At 64.2% G+C, this 12,878-nt stretch carries 14 protein-coding genes; 7 read left to right on the top strand and 7 right to left on the bottom strand.

Going from position 1 to position 12,878, the window contains the following annotated elements:
• The first annotated feature begins 5 nt into the window (after window positions 1–5).
• Window positions 6–1,334, top strand: a complete 1,329-nt coding sequence (locus tag Q8K99_04750; GenBank protein ID MDP2181863.1) for a glutamine synthetase family protein — start codon at window positions 6–8, stop codon at window positions 1,332–1,334.
• 9 nt (window positions 1,335–1,343) lie between these two features.
• Here the strand turns inward: Q8K99_04750 and Q8K99_04745 are convergent, their stop codons facing one another.
• Window positions 1,344–2,456: a PLP-dependent cysteine synthase family protein gene (locus Q8K99_04745; protein MDP2181862.1), complete on the bottom strand. Its 1,113-nt coding sequence runs from the start codon at window positions 2,454–2,456 to the stop codon at window positions 1,344–1,346.
• Between the two features lie 257 nt (window positions 2,457–2,713).
• On the opposite strand from Q8K99_04745, the gene rsgA reads away from it, so the two are divergent.
• A complete protein-coding gene (gene rsgA / locus Q8K99_04740; protein MDP2181861.1) occupies window positions 2,714–3,799 on the top strand; it encodes a ribosome small subunit-dependent GTPase A in 1,086 nt (361 codons plus the stop codon).
• A 24-nt stretch (window positions 3,800–3,823) separates the two neighbouring features.
• Here rsgA and Q8K99_04735 read toward each other — a convergent pair whose 3' ends face one another.
• Entirely contained in the window at window positions 3,824–5,401 is a 1,578-nt protein-coding gene (locus Q8K99_04735) for a fused MFS/spermidine synthase (protein ID MDP2181860.1), read from the bottom strand.
• Between the two features lie 173 nt (window positions 5,402–5,574).
• Between Q8K99_04735 and Q8K99_04730 the strand changes: the two genes are divergently transcribed.
• The 3 genes from Q8K99_04730 to Q8K99_04720 all read left to right on the top strand — a co-directional run bounded on the left by Q8K99_04730 (window position 5,575) and on the right by Q8K99_04720 (window position 7,784).
• Entirely contained in the window at window positions 5,575–6,261 is a 687-nt protein-coding gene (locus Q8K99_04730) for a CDGSH iron-sulfur domain-containing protein (GenBank protein ID MDP2181859.1), read from the top strand.
• Between the two features lie 133 nt (window positions 6,262–6,394).
• Window positions 6,395–7,507: a cytochrome c3 family protein gene (locus Q8K99_04725; protein ID MDP2181858.1), complete on the top strand. Its 1,113-nt coding sequence runs from the start codon at window positions 6,395–6,397 to the stop codon at window positions 7,505–7,507.
• 43 nt (window positions 7,508–7,550) lie between these two features.
• Window positions 7,551–7,784, top strand: coding sequence for a hypothetical protein (locus tag Q8K99_04720; protein ID MDP2181857.1), 234 nt, complete (start codon window positions 7,551–7,553; stop codon window positions 7,782–7,784).
• Here the strand turns inward: Q8K99_04720 and Q8K99_04715 are convergent.
• Window positions 7,781–8,113 (bottom strand): hypothetical protein, encoded by a 333-nt coding sequence (locus Q8K99_04715; GenBank protein ID MDP2181856.1) that lies wholly within the window; start codon window positions 8,111–8,113, stop codon window positions 7,781–7,783. The two genes, Q8K99_04720 and Q8K99_04715, sit on opposite strands and share 4 nt — an antisense overlap.
• Before the next feature lie 40 nt (window positions 8,114–8,153).
• Window positions 8,154–8,639, bottom strand: a complete 486-nt coding sequence (locus tag Q8K99_04710; protein ID MDP2181855.1) for an adenosine-specific kinase — start codon at window positions 8,637–8,639, stop codon at window positions 8,154–8,156.
• 140 nt (window positions 8,640–8,779) lie between these two features.
• Between Q8K99_04710 and Q8K99_04705 the strand changes: the two genes are divergently transcribed.
• Together Q8K99_04705 and Q8K99_04700 are read left to right on the top strand one after the other, a co-directional pair.
• A complete protein-coding gene (locus tag Q8K99_04705) occupies window positions 8,780–9,286 on the top strand; it encodes a flavodoxin domain-containing protein (protein ID MDP2181854.1) in 507 nt (168 codons plus the stop codon).
• Window positions 9,283–9,588 (top strand): hypothetical protein, encoded by a 306-nt coding sequence (locus Q8K99_04700; protein ID MDP2181853.1) that lies wholly within the window; start codon window positions 9,283–9,285, stop codon window positions 9,586–9,588. Before Q8K99_04705 ends, Q8K99_04700 begins: the two co-directional genes overlap by 4 nt.
• A 15-nt stretch (window positions 9,589–9,603) precedes the next feature.
• Here Q8K99_04700 and Q8K99_04695 read toward each other — a convergent pair whose 3' ends face one another.
• The 3 genes from Q8K99_04695 to Q8K99_04685 form a co-directional block, all read right to left on the bottom strand.
• Window positions 9,604–11,406 carry a hypothetical protein gene (locus Q8K99_04695; protein ID MDP2181852.1) on the bottom strand — a complete coding sequence of 601 codons (1,803 nt, stop codon included), beginning with the start codon at window positions 11,404–11,406 and terminating at the stop codon, window positions 9,604–9,606.
• 78 nt (window positions 11,407–11,484) lie between these two features.
• Window positions 11,485–12,492, bottom strand: a complete 1,008-nt coding sequence (locus Q8K99_04690; protein MDP2181851.1) for a DUF4065 domain-containing protein — start codon at window positions 12,490–12,492, stop codon at window positions 11,485–11,487.
• Window positions 12,492–12,857 (bottom strand): hypothetical protein, encoded by a 366-nt coding sequence (locus Q8K99_04685; protein MDP2181850.1) that lies wholly within the window; start codon window positions 12,855–12,857, stop codon window positions 12,492–12,494. The genes Q8K99_04690 and Q8K99_04685 overlap by 1 nt, the downstream gene beginning before the upstream one ends.
• Window positions 12,858–12,878 lie beyond the last annotated feature (21 nt).

Genomic DNA, 12,878 nt, shown 5'->3' with positions numbered 1-12,878 from the left:
CGCGAATGCTCGACAAGTTGCGCGCAGATGCTATCGAGGCGATCACGGAGCAGGGAGTCGAGTTCATCCATCTTTGGTTCACGGACGTCCTCGGGTTCCTCAAGACGTTCGTGATCACCATCGACGAGCTCGACACGGCAATGTCCGAAGGCATGGGCTTCGACGGTTCGTCGATTCAGGGATTCGCCCGTATCCAGGAATCCGACATGATCGCTCTGCCGGACCCTGCGACTTTGCAGATACTCCCCTGGCGCCAGGACGGCCAGCTCGTTGCCACGATGTTCTGCGACATCATGCGCCCGGACGGGACACCATACGATGGCGACCCACGCTACGTGCTCAAGCGGACGCTCGCCAAGGCATCCGAGAAGGGCTTCACGTTCTACGTTGGGCCGGAGCTAGAGTACTACTACCTTCGTGACGATCATTCGACCGAGGTGTTGGACCACGGCACGTACTTCGACATGACGACGCGCGACCTGTCCGTGGACCTGCGGAAGCAGACCGTCCGAACCCTCAAGGACTTCGACATCCGGGTGGAGTACAGCCACCACGAGGTCGGTCCGAGCCAGCACGAGATCGACCTGCGTTACGACGAAGCCCTGCGTATGGCCGACAAGGTCATGACCTATCGGCTTGTCGTCAAGGAGGTCGCCCAGCTCAACGGCGTCTACGCGACGTTCATGCCCAAGCCGATGTACGGCGAGGCGGGCAACGGCATGCACGTACACCAGTCGCTCTTCACCGGTGAGTCGAACGCGTTCTTCGACCCCGCCGACGAACACAACCTCTCGGACATCGCAAAGGGCTACGTTGCCGGTCTGCTGCACCACTCGCCGGCAATCAGCGCCGTCACCAACCAGTGGGTTAACTCCTACAAGCGACTCGTCTCCGGTTTTGAGGCCCCTGTCCACATCTGCTGGGCGCATCGCAACCGTTCGGCGCTCGTGCGCGTGCCCATGTACAAACCGGGCAAGGAAGCGGCGACCCGCGTGGAGCTGCGTTCACCCGATCCGGCCTGCAACCCCTACCTCGCGTTCGCGGTCATGCTCGCCGCCGGACTCGATGGCATCGAGCGAGGCCTCGAGCTTCCTGCCGACGTCACCGACGACGTCTACGAGATGACCCACGAGCGGCGCGCCGAACTGGGCATCGGGCAGCTTCCCGAGGACCTGCACGAGGCGATCACGGCTCTGGAGAGCAGCGCACTCATGCGCGAGACCCTTGGCGAACCGGTGTTCAACTGGTACGTGCGCAACAAGCGCATGGAGTGGCACGACTACCGCAGTCGCGTGACCGCCTGGGAGCTGGAGGAGTATCTGCCGCTGCTCTAGCTCGCGCGTTCAGCCAGTCGTGCGGCGTGGGCAGTCGACGGGTAGCGGCGCGCCGTCCTCGGCGAAGAACCTTGTGCACTCAGGGCCGTCGCAGCAAGTCGTGCACGCGCGTTTGATCGCGCGGAATCCTCGAAGCTCGATCTCGGGACTCATGAAGCGGTCGCCGACGGGCTCGTCCCGCAGCAGGCTGGTCGACAGGTACTTCTTGTTGTCGTCGGCGAATACCGTGGCCACGACAGCGTCGTCCCCAAGCCTGTCTTGCACCATGAGCGCGCCAAGGAGATTCGCCCCGCTGCTGAGGCCGACTCCCAGCCCGAGCTCGCGCCCGAGGCGCTGGGCCATGATGATTGCGTCCCCGTCGTCCACTTCGAGGATCTCGTCGAGTGCGGCCAGGTCGAGGATCGGCGGGACGAACTCGTCGGAGATGCCCTGGATGCGGTGGGAACCTACTTTGTGGCCGACCCGAAGTGTCGGGGAGTTCAGCGGCTCGAGCGGGTGGACCGAGACCGTCGGTTTCTGCGCACGAAGGTACGCCCCGACTCCCATCACGGTCCCGCCGGTTCCGACGCCGGCGACGAACCCATCGGGCTCGAGGCCTACGAACCGCAGCTGCCACCAGATCTCCGGGCCTGTGGTGAGTTCGTGGGCCTCGCTGTTGTCGAAGTTGCTGAACTGCCGCGGAAGGAAGCAGCCAGGGTTCTCCTTGGCGAAGCGATCGGCGAGTTCGATACAGGCCGGGAAGCCGCCCTCCGCCTGCGATACGAGCCGGCAGTCTGCGCCGAAGCTCCTGATGAGGTCGGTGCGCTCGCGGCTCAGCCAGTCTGGCATGAAGATCGTCACGGGATGACCCAGTGCGCGGCCGATCGCGGCGAACGAGATGCCGGTGTTTCCGCTGGTGACCTCGGCGATGGGTGCGCCAGGCGTGAGTTCTCCCCGCTCGTACGCGCTGCGCAGTACATGTGAGGCCATGCGGTCCTTGACGCTGCCTGTGAGATTGAGGTGCTCGGCCTTCGCATAGACGCGGCGCGGCTGACCGCGGTAGAGCATCTCGATGACGAGCAGCGGCGTGTTGCCGATGAGATGGCTGAGCTCTCTGAAGCGGTGCTCGATCGCGCGGTCCATGTCCTCACCCCTGGCGGACAGTATGCCATGGCGGACGAGTGGTGGCACGACCGCCTCGACATCGGGGCTGCGGAAGCACGGCCGCGCGGAAGCCGCCGCGCTCCTCGGCTATACTGGGGCTACGGACCACCGGAAGGAGGCGACGCAGATGCATGCCATAGCTCCCAGGGCGTTTGACGCGCCCATTCTGCCGTATGCCTCAATCCCGGTGCGCCGCGTCTGACCGACCGCGGGCACCTTGGCGAAAGGAACCCGCGTTGTCCTCTCACTCCGATCTCGAACCCATCGGTTTCTCCCCCCGCTGGCAGGCGCTGTTCGCGCCCTTCGCCGAGGAAGGCCTTCTTCCCGCTCGTGTGATCCGCGCCGACCGGGGCAGTGTGCTTGCTGCGACCGGTGACGGTGTCGTGCGCGCGGAGCCGTCCACTCGACTGCTGAAGCGCGCTCGCGGTGCTGCCGACTTGCCCGCCGCCGGCGACTGGGTCGCGCTCTTCGCTCCGCCCGATCTCGACGTGGCGCAGGTCGAGGCGGTACTCGATCGTTCCTCGGCGTTCATGCGAGGTGATCCGGGAACGACCTCCGATGCCCAGGTACTCGCCGCCAACATCGACACGGTGTTCGTGGTGCATCCGATTCCAGGCGACCCCAATCTGCGGCGCATCGAGCGGGAGCTGGCGCTTGCGTGGGACAGCGGTGCCGTGCCGGTCGTCGTGCTGACGAAGGCCGATCTGTCGCCTGACCCCGAAGGGGCCGTCGCCGCAGTCGAGGCAGTGGCGCTGGGCGTTGACGTGCACCTGACGAGCGCAGCCACAGGCGAGGGCGTAGACGCGCTCGGCGCGTACACGGGTGGAGCCCGCACCGTCGCGCTCATCGGCCCGTCGGGTGCCGGGAAGTCGACGCTCATCAACTCACTCCTTGGCGAGGAACGGCAGGCCACGCGCGAGGTTCGCGTCGTGGACGGCAAGGGTCGTCACGTGACCGTTGCGCGAGAGCTGATCGCGATGCCCGGCGGAGGCGTGCTCGTCGACACGCCCGGCCTGCGCGCACTCGCACTGACCGACGCCGAGGAAGGCATCGCAGCAGCATTCCCCGACATCGAGCGGTTCGCTGAGAGCTGCCGCTTTCGCGATTGCATGCATGCCGAGGAGCCTGGTTGCGCGGTCACAGCCGCTGTCGAATCCGGTGAACTGGCCGAGGGGCGGCTGATGAGCTGGCACAAGCTGCGCCGCGAGGCGGAGGTCGCCGCGATGAAGACGGATGCACGCTTGCGGGCCGAGGAGGTTCGCAAGTGGAAGATCATCTTGAAGAGCGCGAAGGATTTCAAGAAGCGGACGGGGAGGGGGTAGCCGGTGGCAGGGCGCCGCGGCCGCTCAGTTGACGGTGATGAGCGAGTCGGTCGGCGCGTGTGAGTCCGTCAGCTCGGGGACGTCCGCGACAGGGACGATCTCGGTGTAGAGATCCTCTCCGAACCTGTCGAAGCCTCCGATCGATACGCGTCCATCGACCCGGCTCGCGATGCGTTCGCGCAGGATCTCCTCGGGAATGTCGGAATCTGTGGCCTGCACGATGATATTGCGGATGAGGCCCGGGTTGTCCTGGGCGGCGATGTCGAGAGGGAAGACAGCCAGGTGGCTCCACACGCCACCGGCCGTCCGGTACATGCTTCGGAAAAGCTTGCTGTCGTCGCCCTCGACTGACGAGATGACGTTGTACGCGACCACGCCATCGGGCGCAAGGCGTGCTTTGACCTCGCCAAGGAACTCGGTCGTCGTCAGGTGGAACGGCAGGCCGTCGGCGTAGTACGCGTCGATGACGATGATGTCGTAGGTCTCGTTCGTGCGCTGGATGTAGCGTCGGGCGTCCTCGGCGAAGACGCGGATACGCGGATCGTCCGGCAGGCCGAAATAGCGCTGGGAGACCTCGACGACGACCGGGTCTATCTCCACGGCGTCGATGCTCATCTGGGGGTAGTCACGCCACATTCTCTTGACGAGCGTGCCTCCGCCCAATCCGAGGACCAGCACGCGCTTGGCGTCGGGCTTGGCCGCTACCGTCAGGTGCAGGTAGTCGGGGTATCGGATGGCGCTCTCGTATCCGTTGTCGAGGTAGATCGCGGACTGGTGGCTCCGGTCGAAGCGCAGATGGCGGACGGTCTCGTCCTCGGTCACGGTGATGCGGTGGTATTGCGTGTCAGCGCGGAAGAGGATCGTCTCGCCGGTTGCGTTGGTGGCTGAGCCTGCGCCGACATCCGACAGGACCCACCCGCCGATCGCGGTGCACGCCAGCACGAGGCCGAGGGCGGCGGACACCGCGAAACGCGAGCTGAGCCGCTCGGGAGTCGACGGCTCGCTACCCTTGGCGGCCTGTGCGATCGCGCTGCGGGCCGCGAGACCGAGCGCCGCGAGCGCTGCAAGACCGAGCAAGAACCCGGTCCACACGATGAGCGGTTCGAGCGACAGGAGCGGGATTAGCCAAAACGAGGTCGCGAGCGTACCGACGATGCTTCCTGCGGTCGATATGGAGTACAGGCTGCCAGCCGAACGCCCGATGTGCTCGAGTCCTCGGGTGGTCGCAAGGCGAACGCCGAGCGGGCTGACCATTGCGAGCAGGAGTGCCGGAACGAAGAAGATGAGCCCTGAGGCCACGAGCGAGCCGAGGCGGGGTCCCATGTCGGACGCCCACGAGAGCGTTGCTGCAGCGATGGGCGGCGCCAGGACGGTGAAGAACGCAGCGCCAGCGATGACGAGGGGAAGGAGGCGGGACGCGCCCCAGCGGTCCGCCGCGTGTCCGCCGATCCAGTAGCCGAGGCTAAGGGCCACCATCACGGTGCTGATGACGCTGCCCCATACGTAGATCGAGTTGCCCATCGCCGGCGCGAGCACGCGCGCCGCGACGAGCTCAAGTCCCATCAAAGCGGCACCACACACGAACACGATGACCTTCAGCACCAGGCAACCTCCTTGGCGGCTCCATTCTGCGCCAAGCCGCCTGCTCCTGTAGTGTGCCGCGGCGATAAGGCTCCGAGTCGCACGCGTGGATAGTCGATGCCGGGTCGCACGCGGCGGGTTCGACGCTCGCGCGGTACACTCCTTCCGGAGTTGCCGCCACAAGGGGAGAACCCGTGAAGGACACCGAAGGCATGCGCATCTCGATTACGCGGAACGGCCCCTATGTCGTGTCGGGGAGCGTCCCGCTCGTGCGCCTCGAGATCCTGACGAACGAGGCTGGCGAGTCCGTTGGCTGGCGAGAGGTCGAACGTTTTCCCGCCGCCGAACGGTACCTGCTCTGCAGGTGCGGTTCTTCGGACCGCAAGCCCTTCTGCGACGGCTCACACATGTCGGTGAGCTTCGACGGCAGCGAGACCGCCGGACACGATCCCTACGCCATGCAGGCTGTCCCGCTCGAAGGACCCGGCGTGAAGCTCCATGACGCGCGCAAGCTCTGCGCCGAAGCCCGCTTCTGCGATCGCGGTGGTGGGTTGTGGAACCTGATCGAAGAGTGTGATGACTCCCGGTCCCGTGCTCTCGCCGAGGAAGAGGCGACACTGTGCCCTTCCGGGCGTTACGTGCTGTGCGACGAAGACGGCACCGAGATCGAGCCGGAGCTGCCTGCGCGAATCGCCCTGGTCGAAGACCCGTCGGTAGGTGCCAGCGGCCCGCTGTTCGTGAGTGGGGGCATTCCGGTCACCGGCGCGGACGGTGAGGAGTACGAGGTTCGCAACAGGGTCACACTGTGCCGCTGCGGTCGCTCGACGAACAAGCCCTTCTGTGACGGATCGCACCTGGGAGCGACACCATCTGACCGGTGAGACCGGCGATCAGATTCGACAGAGACCCGCAGTTCATCCGTCACATTCGACGGTGGCGTCGCCCCCCGCCTGGATGTATTGTGGAATATTAAGGACGAAGGGCGGGTGGAGGACGTCGAGTCCAAGAGCTGACATGAAGAGCGCCGCAATCTTGCGACACTCACGGCACCTCGCGCTGGTGCTGGTGGTGGCCTGGTGTCTGATTCCGGCCCAGGCGGCTTTCGCATGGCGTGAAGGCGGGGCTACGTGGACCGGCGACACGCTGGACTGTCCCGCCTGTCACACGGAGGAGTTCCCGTTCGCGACTCGCCAAGGACCACATTCCGGCTACTTGACCACGACTCGCAAATGCCTTGCTTGCCATGCAGTCCACAACTCGCCTGCCGGTGGCATCAAGCTTCTCCCCAAGTCCACGATCAAGGCCAATTGCCTGGTGTGCCATGACGGCACCGGGGGTATGGGCGTCTATGGCGCGATTACTGCACGAGGTCTCTCCGTTGGCGCTGGGCACCGCATCGACACCACCAACACCGTTCCTGGAGGCAACGCCGCTACCGGCGGCGCGGCCACATTCGTCTTCACGGGGGAAGGCGATTTCCTCTCTTGCGATGACTGCCACAATCCCCACGATGCCGACTGCGTGGAGCCCTTCAGCGGGGAGCGGATTCGCTTCCACGCCACGGACCTTGGCTGGCTCACGGTCTGGTCCTCGGACAAGCTCCTCAAGCGGACACCCACCGGCTCGAATACGACTAGCGATGACTATGGTGCGGACTGGTGTGTCGGTTGTCATCGGGGACGCCGCTCCGGTCTCCCCACGGTGATGAACCACCCGACGGACACCTCGGCCACCCATGCAACGCCCTTCACCTACGACAACGCGGCCATCGTGAAGAGCGATGTCTCGCTTGAGACCACGATGGGGACGATGGGGCTCCTTGGCGGTGTGCCTTCAGGCATCTGGCACAACAGGGGATACGTCATGCCATATCCGAGGACGGCCGAGCAGACAGGGCACGAGCCGATCTGTCAGCAATGCCACGAGGATTCTCGTGATGTGGGGACCGTCGGTGCTGTGGCGCCTGCGCGAATCTACCGGTACGGCGACGGTCGGACCTCGGGCGACGCCGGGACGGACAACCCGCTGTTCCAGAACTTCCCTCATGAGACGCAGAATGCTCGCATGCTCGCTGAGAGCCAGGATGACCTGTGCGACAACTGCCACCCGGCGTCGCTGCTGCCATAGCAACGCATGAGGGTACATACTGTGTGCGGAAGGGTGGTGCCACATGGCACGTTCAGCCAAGAGCGCGAATCAGAGGGTCGACGCGGGCGCGGCAGCTTTAGCTGCCGGAGGTGTGGTGCTTGTCCTCGTTCTTGTACTCGGACTATCGAAGCTGCTGCCCGTCGCCGGAGTGCTGTTGCTCGTCGGTGCCGTGATGCTGCTCAGCGCCAATGTGCAACGCGGACGTGGGACAGAGGCGGTCTCCTCCGACGACTCGGGCAGTGACGCGGAGAGCTAGTCGTCATCGGTGTGGTGCCCAGGTGGCCCTGCTCCCACAGCGTCGTAGGCGTCCTTCAGCGTGGAGAGTGCCGCCTCAAGATCGGCTTCCCCGCGCAGCGGAAGGACCGGCCATCCCCGCATCTCGGTGTCGGCGTATGCGAACGCTCGCACGCCGTCGCGTGCATAGAGCGCTGCAGCGAAATCGTCGTCGTACGCCTTGACGGTAACGCCGCCGACCGCCAGGAACCCGAACAGCCTCCTGCCATGCATGTACCCGCGGTGGCCGAAGATGTTCTTGGCCCGGACGTCGGGCCAGGATCTGACGATCTCGTCGACGGTCGTTTGCATGTCTTGGGGCGCCGGGATGGCCACGTGGATCCGCGCCGCCCTACAGCTTGTAGCCGATGGCGCGCAAGAGGCCCTTGCGCCAGACGACGCCAGCTTCGTCTTCGACACCGAGCGGCGAGGAGCCATCGATGACGCCGAGCACTCCTCGGCCAAGCTCGGTCTGGGCGACGATCACTTCGACCGGGTTCGCCGTCGCGCAGAAGATGCGGCAGACCTCCGGCACCATCTTGAGGGCGTTCAGGACGTTGATCGGGTAGAAGCCTTCGCCGAGGTGGATCACGAACGTGTGGCCGGCCCCGATCGCGAGCGCGTTCCTCGTCGCGAGTTCTTGCAGGTCAGCGTCGGTCCCGCTCACGCGCACGAAGCGCTCCCCGGAAGCTTCGCAGAAGGCGATGCCAAAGGTGATGCCCGGCACCGCCCCGACGAGTGTCTCGTGGATGTCCTCGACCGTCTTGATGAAGTGCGACTGGCCAAGGATGAGGCTGACCGACTCGGGCTTGTCGATTCGAACGGTGGAGAGATTCACGGTGAGTCCTTCCCCCCAAGGGACGCGGACAGAAGCTGGAAATGACTTCGTCTAGTACTATACCGCCAGCGTTGCACATGGCCTACGCGGCCAAGGAGGAGCCGCCGGCGAGGCGGCGGGTGAGACGACAGGGAGTTGAAATGAGCAGGGTGTTGGTGGTCTACGGAACGAAGACGGGTTGCACGGCCGGCATAGCCGAGCACATCGGCCAGACGCTTGCCGATGTCGGCGTGACGGTGGACGTCGTGGCGGCGGGCGAGAAGCCGGATCCGTCCGCGTATGACGCGATCGTTGTGGGCAGCGGAGTCCGAGCGGGCAACTGGCACGGCGTGGTGAAGGCGTGGGTGAACACCAACGCAGACGCGCTCAAGTCGCGCCCGACGGCGTTCTTCACGGCAGGCTTGACGATGGCCGCAACCCCGGAGAAGGCCGATGAGGTTCGCGCGTACACCGACCCAATCATCGCCGAGACGGGCGTGGAGCCGGTCGACCTGGGTCTGTTCGCCGGGATGAACGATCTCGGCAAGTTCTCTCTGCCGGAGCGTCTCATCATGAAGGCGATGAAGGCGCCGCAGGGTGACTTCCGCGACTATGACGCGATCGCCGAGTGGACGCGCGCTGTGGCCGGGAAGCTGGTTGTGGCGTGAGCGGGTCGGACTACCGCAGGATCGCGGCCCTGTGCCTGGCGACCGCGATTGGCGTTGCCGTTGTGGCCGGTGTCGGAGTGTTCGGCTGGTGGCGACAGGGCTCCTTGGATATCTCGGCCGTGCTTGCGGTCAAGGCCATGGCGATGGCTGCGGCGATCACGTTCATGGTCGTGATGGCCGGGATTGCGGAGGGCTCTTTCGAGTGGGGCAGGGATGGCGTTCTTCGCGGCTGCGACAGTGGCGTGCCTGGCGCTGGGGGTGTGCGGGTGTGGAGGAGCGTGCGGGTGGCACAAGCCGTGTAGCCACAACGGGAGCGACTACCAGGAGGCGCGTTCCATCTGGCGAGCACTCAGCCTGCCGTTCCGCAGCGCGTTCCCTATCGGATACGTGTCGATCGGGTGGTCTTGCTGCCACTTGCGGGCGAAGCCGAGGAGGTCCTGTGCTGTGATCGCGGCAATCGGTATGTCCGATGCTGCCTGGATTTCCGCGAGTTTCTGCTCGATGTTGTCCCCGAAGCTGTGGGAAATGATGAGATACCCGCCGAGGCGATCGGCGCGGCGCGATTGGGCTATCCGGTCAATGTAGTTGCGAATCTGGAGGCGGTGCTGAATCGGAAGTGAATAGGGTGGCGACAGAACGGTCTTGCACTCGTAGCAGAAGAACCGATCATCATCGTCGGTCAGGATGCCGTCCGGTTCCTCACACCCCGCTCGTTGGGCTTTGGTATCGAGACTCAACATGTTCTTGAAGATGTATCGGGTTGCGCGCTCAAAATCCAATCCGATACGGGTTGTGCTCAGGTAGCCGCCCATTGTCCCCTGGGGGTAGGCGCGGCGATCCTGGCAGGCGATTTCAATGTAGAAGTCTAGGAGATCCTTGGGCGATATCGGGCTCTCGGTGATCGCCTCGTCTTTGAAGAAGGAGATGACGGAAGCGATCAGATCGCCCTTGTTTCCGGACTTGCGGAGGCCGAGACCTGAGGCGAGTTCGCGCAGGTCGTCGAGGCAGAGCGATTGGAGCATGGTCTCGACGTTGTATGGACTTCGTGTCAGACGTTCGATCTTGGTGGTCTTGGAGCCGGACTTCTTGAGGTCCAGGGTCTCGAGCAGGTCCGCTATGCGATCAGAACTGAGTTGGCCGAGCAGGTCCGCAACGGTCTCCTCTCGAAGAATCTCCGGTTCGCAGGTGGGTTCTTGGACCACACACGGCTCAGGATTCCGTTCGACGTCACCGTTGGACTTGAAATGATCGATGACCCTAAGTACGATAAGTACGAGATCCTCCTTCTTCCCAGTCTTGGTGAGACTGAGTCTCTCAAGGAGCGCCGCCAGCTCACGGCCGGGAAGCGAGTTGAGAACTACGCTTGGCGGAATCTCGTTCTCCATGATGCGCGTGACCAGTTCACCAGCTGAGCCAGACACGCGAATGTGGGCGGTTCTGAGAGGCTTCGCGAGCTGATTCTTCGCCAGACCGCTCAGCAATCGCGCGTATTGCGAGTGCTCCATCTCGAAACCCCACAGCTGCAGGAGGCTCTCGGCCGTTTCGTCGGACAACACGAAGTGCGTGTCTTCATCGTCTGCATAGACCAGGACGATGCCCTCGTTCGAGAGGAATGTCAGCTCCGCTTCGTATTCCGACGCATCGAATGTCAGTCGCCCGATGTCTGCATGCGCCATGATGAGCTGGTGGTTCGTGCGCGAGATACCGAGCTCCTGCCGGAGGACTCTGAGGAGATTCGCTTCGGCTGGGAGTAGGTCGCCTTCGTAGTCCCACGCTGCAGCGAGCATCGTTGCGTACAGGCGGTAGCCCTTGATCGGATTCTGGAGGTCGAGATTCCTTGAAGCGGAACGATAGGTCTTGATTCTCGCACGCACCGCAGGCTTCAAGTCGTCCACGCGGATCCTGTGGCCGTCGGCCTCAAGGAGCGTCTCAAGAATCGTGTCAGCGGGTGGTGTGCGGAACTCGACATTGCGTCTGATGCTCTCGTAGTTGCCCAACACCCGACTCAAGTCCTTGAGGATCTTGTTTGCGTCGAGGCCGACAATCTCCGAGATCTTGCCCTTGGCAAGTCGACGAAGATCCCCTCTGGAGTAGCGCTCGAGAATCTCGTAGTTGTTCACTCGACCCCTCCCCAGGTCTTGGAACACGTCGAATCAGAGTATACGCGTGTGCTGTTGGCAAGCGTGTCTCCAAGCCGGCTACAGCGACAGCTCGTCGGCCATCTCGTAGCTGATCATCTTGCGCTGAGGCGTCTTGGCCCACGCCTTCTCCGCGTGCGACCGGTCCCGAAGAGCCTTACTCGTGAGGCCTGCGAGTTCATCGGCCACGCGACGCAGGGTCGCCAGCTCCTCGGCGGAGAAGAGCGACATGTCCGGCTTGCGCAGTGATCGGAGCACGGTGCCGGAGTCGCCGCTCGGGAAGAAGACCTCTTCGATGCCCAGTTCTTCGCTTTCGACGAGATCCGCTTCGATCCACGAGTAGTGTTGAGGGACGGGACCGTGCTGGAAGGCCAAGTATGGTGACCCGGAGATTGAGACCCGGTGCCGCTTGTAGTGCGCGAAGTCCGCGTAGAAGAGCAGCTTGTTGAGTTTCGTCGCGTACATGTTCGGCATGGAGGCGTAGTACAACAGCATCTCGCGGAGCTTCGAGAGTCTCAGGGGCACCCATCCGCCGTACGCGTCTTGCTCCTCGCGTGCGACAAACCGGTCCTGAAGCTCGGGCGCACTGGCCGCGCGGACACCGTTCTCAATCGCCTGAAGGTGCGCTTCGAGCCGTGCACGCTGGCGAGCGGTGAGCTTGTGGCCATTGGCGCCAAGGAGGATGCGGATGTTCGCTGGCTCCTCGGCCAGGCGCAAGCCTGCTTCGTGCGCCGCGTCCTGTAGCGAGCCGGATTCGTAGCGATGAAGCGTGATCTCGCCCCAGCCAAGCAGAAGCGAGAAGGGGCGCACGCCGAGGCCGTACCGTTTGCGGAGGCGGTGGATCTCCTCCGGGGCCATGAGGCCGTGCTTCTGTCGGTAGCTGTTAAAGGCCGCGACGAGCGTAGCGTTGTCGAACTCCTCGACGGACATGTCTGCGCCGCACTCCGGGCAGACGCCGATCTTGGCGAGGACTTCGGTGGGCTCGTCGCGCACGGGCAGGGTCTGAAGCCGCTCTTCGATTCTGGGGGTGACGAGTCTGCCGCACTCGAAACACTCGAGCTCCTGCATCACCGGTCCACCCTTCTCTGTTCGCTGCGATAGGGGAACGCAAGCGGCCACTTGGCGTCATGAAACGAGATGCACAGGCACCGCGCGGGCTCCAGTCGGATGCTGACTTTGACGTAGACCTGGGCGCCGCGGACGTTGAGTCCGAACACCCACGCCTCCTGAGACGGGTTCTCGGGTCGCGCCGTCGGACCTTCGACGTAGTCTGCAGGCGTCAGCGCGAGCACCCGTGCGCGAGCGTCGGGAATCGTGATTCCGAGCCTGGCAAGGGTCGCCATGTTCTCGGGACGTCGCTCGAATCGAAAGCTGCAGCTCGCGCACTGACGTAGCAGCTCCAAGAACAGGGCGACCTGATCGCGTTCGACCACATCGCCTCCAGTAACGTTATC

Source organism: Actinomycetota bacterium (assembly GCA_030682655.1).
Taxonomy (GTDB): Bacteria; Actinomycetota; Coriobacteriia; order Anaerosomatales; family JAUXNU01; genus JAUXNU01.
The sequence above is the reverse complement of the archived record's forward strand: the minus strand, read 5'-3'. Positions and strand labels throughout refer to the sequence as shown.

Bases quoted from the DNA above. Each gene is read 5' to 3' on its own strand.
- Q8K99_04690 (MDP2181851.1), bottom strand. From the start codon at position 12,492: ATGCAGGAGCTCGAGTGTTTCGAGTGCGGCAGACTCGTCACCCCCAGA.
- Q8K99_04745 (MDP2181862.1), bottom strand. From the start codon at position 2,456: ATGGACCGCGCGATCGAGCACCGCTTCAGAGAGCTCAGCCATCTCATC.
- Q8K99_04715 (MDP2181856.1), bottom strand. From the start codon at position 8,113: ATGCAAACGACCGTCGACGAGATCGTCAGATCCTGGCCCGACGTCCGG.
- Q8K99_04720 (MDP2181857.1), top strand. From the start codon at position 7,551: ATGGCACGTTCAGCCAAGAGCGCGAATCAGAGGGTCGACGCGGGCGCG.
- Q8K99_04705 (MDP2181854.1), top strand. From the start codon at position 8,780: ATGAGCAGGGTGTTGGTGGTCTACGGAACGAAGACGGGTTGCACGGCC.
- Q8K99_04725 (MDP2181858.1), top strand. From the start codon at position 6,395: ATGAAGAGCGCCGCAATCTTGCGACACTCACGGCACCTCGCGCTGGTG.
- Q8K99_04750 (MDP2181863.1), top strand. From the start codon at position 6: ATGCTCGACAAGTTGCGCGCAGATGCTATCGAGGCGATCACGGAGCAG.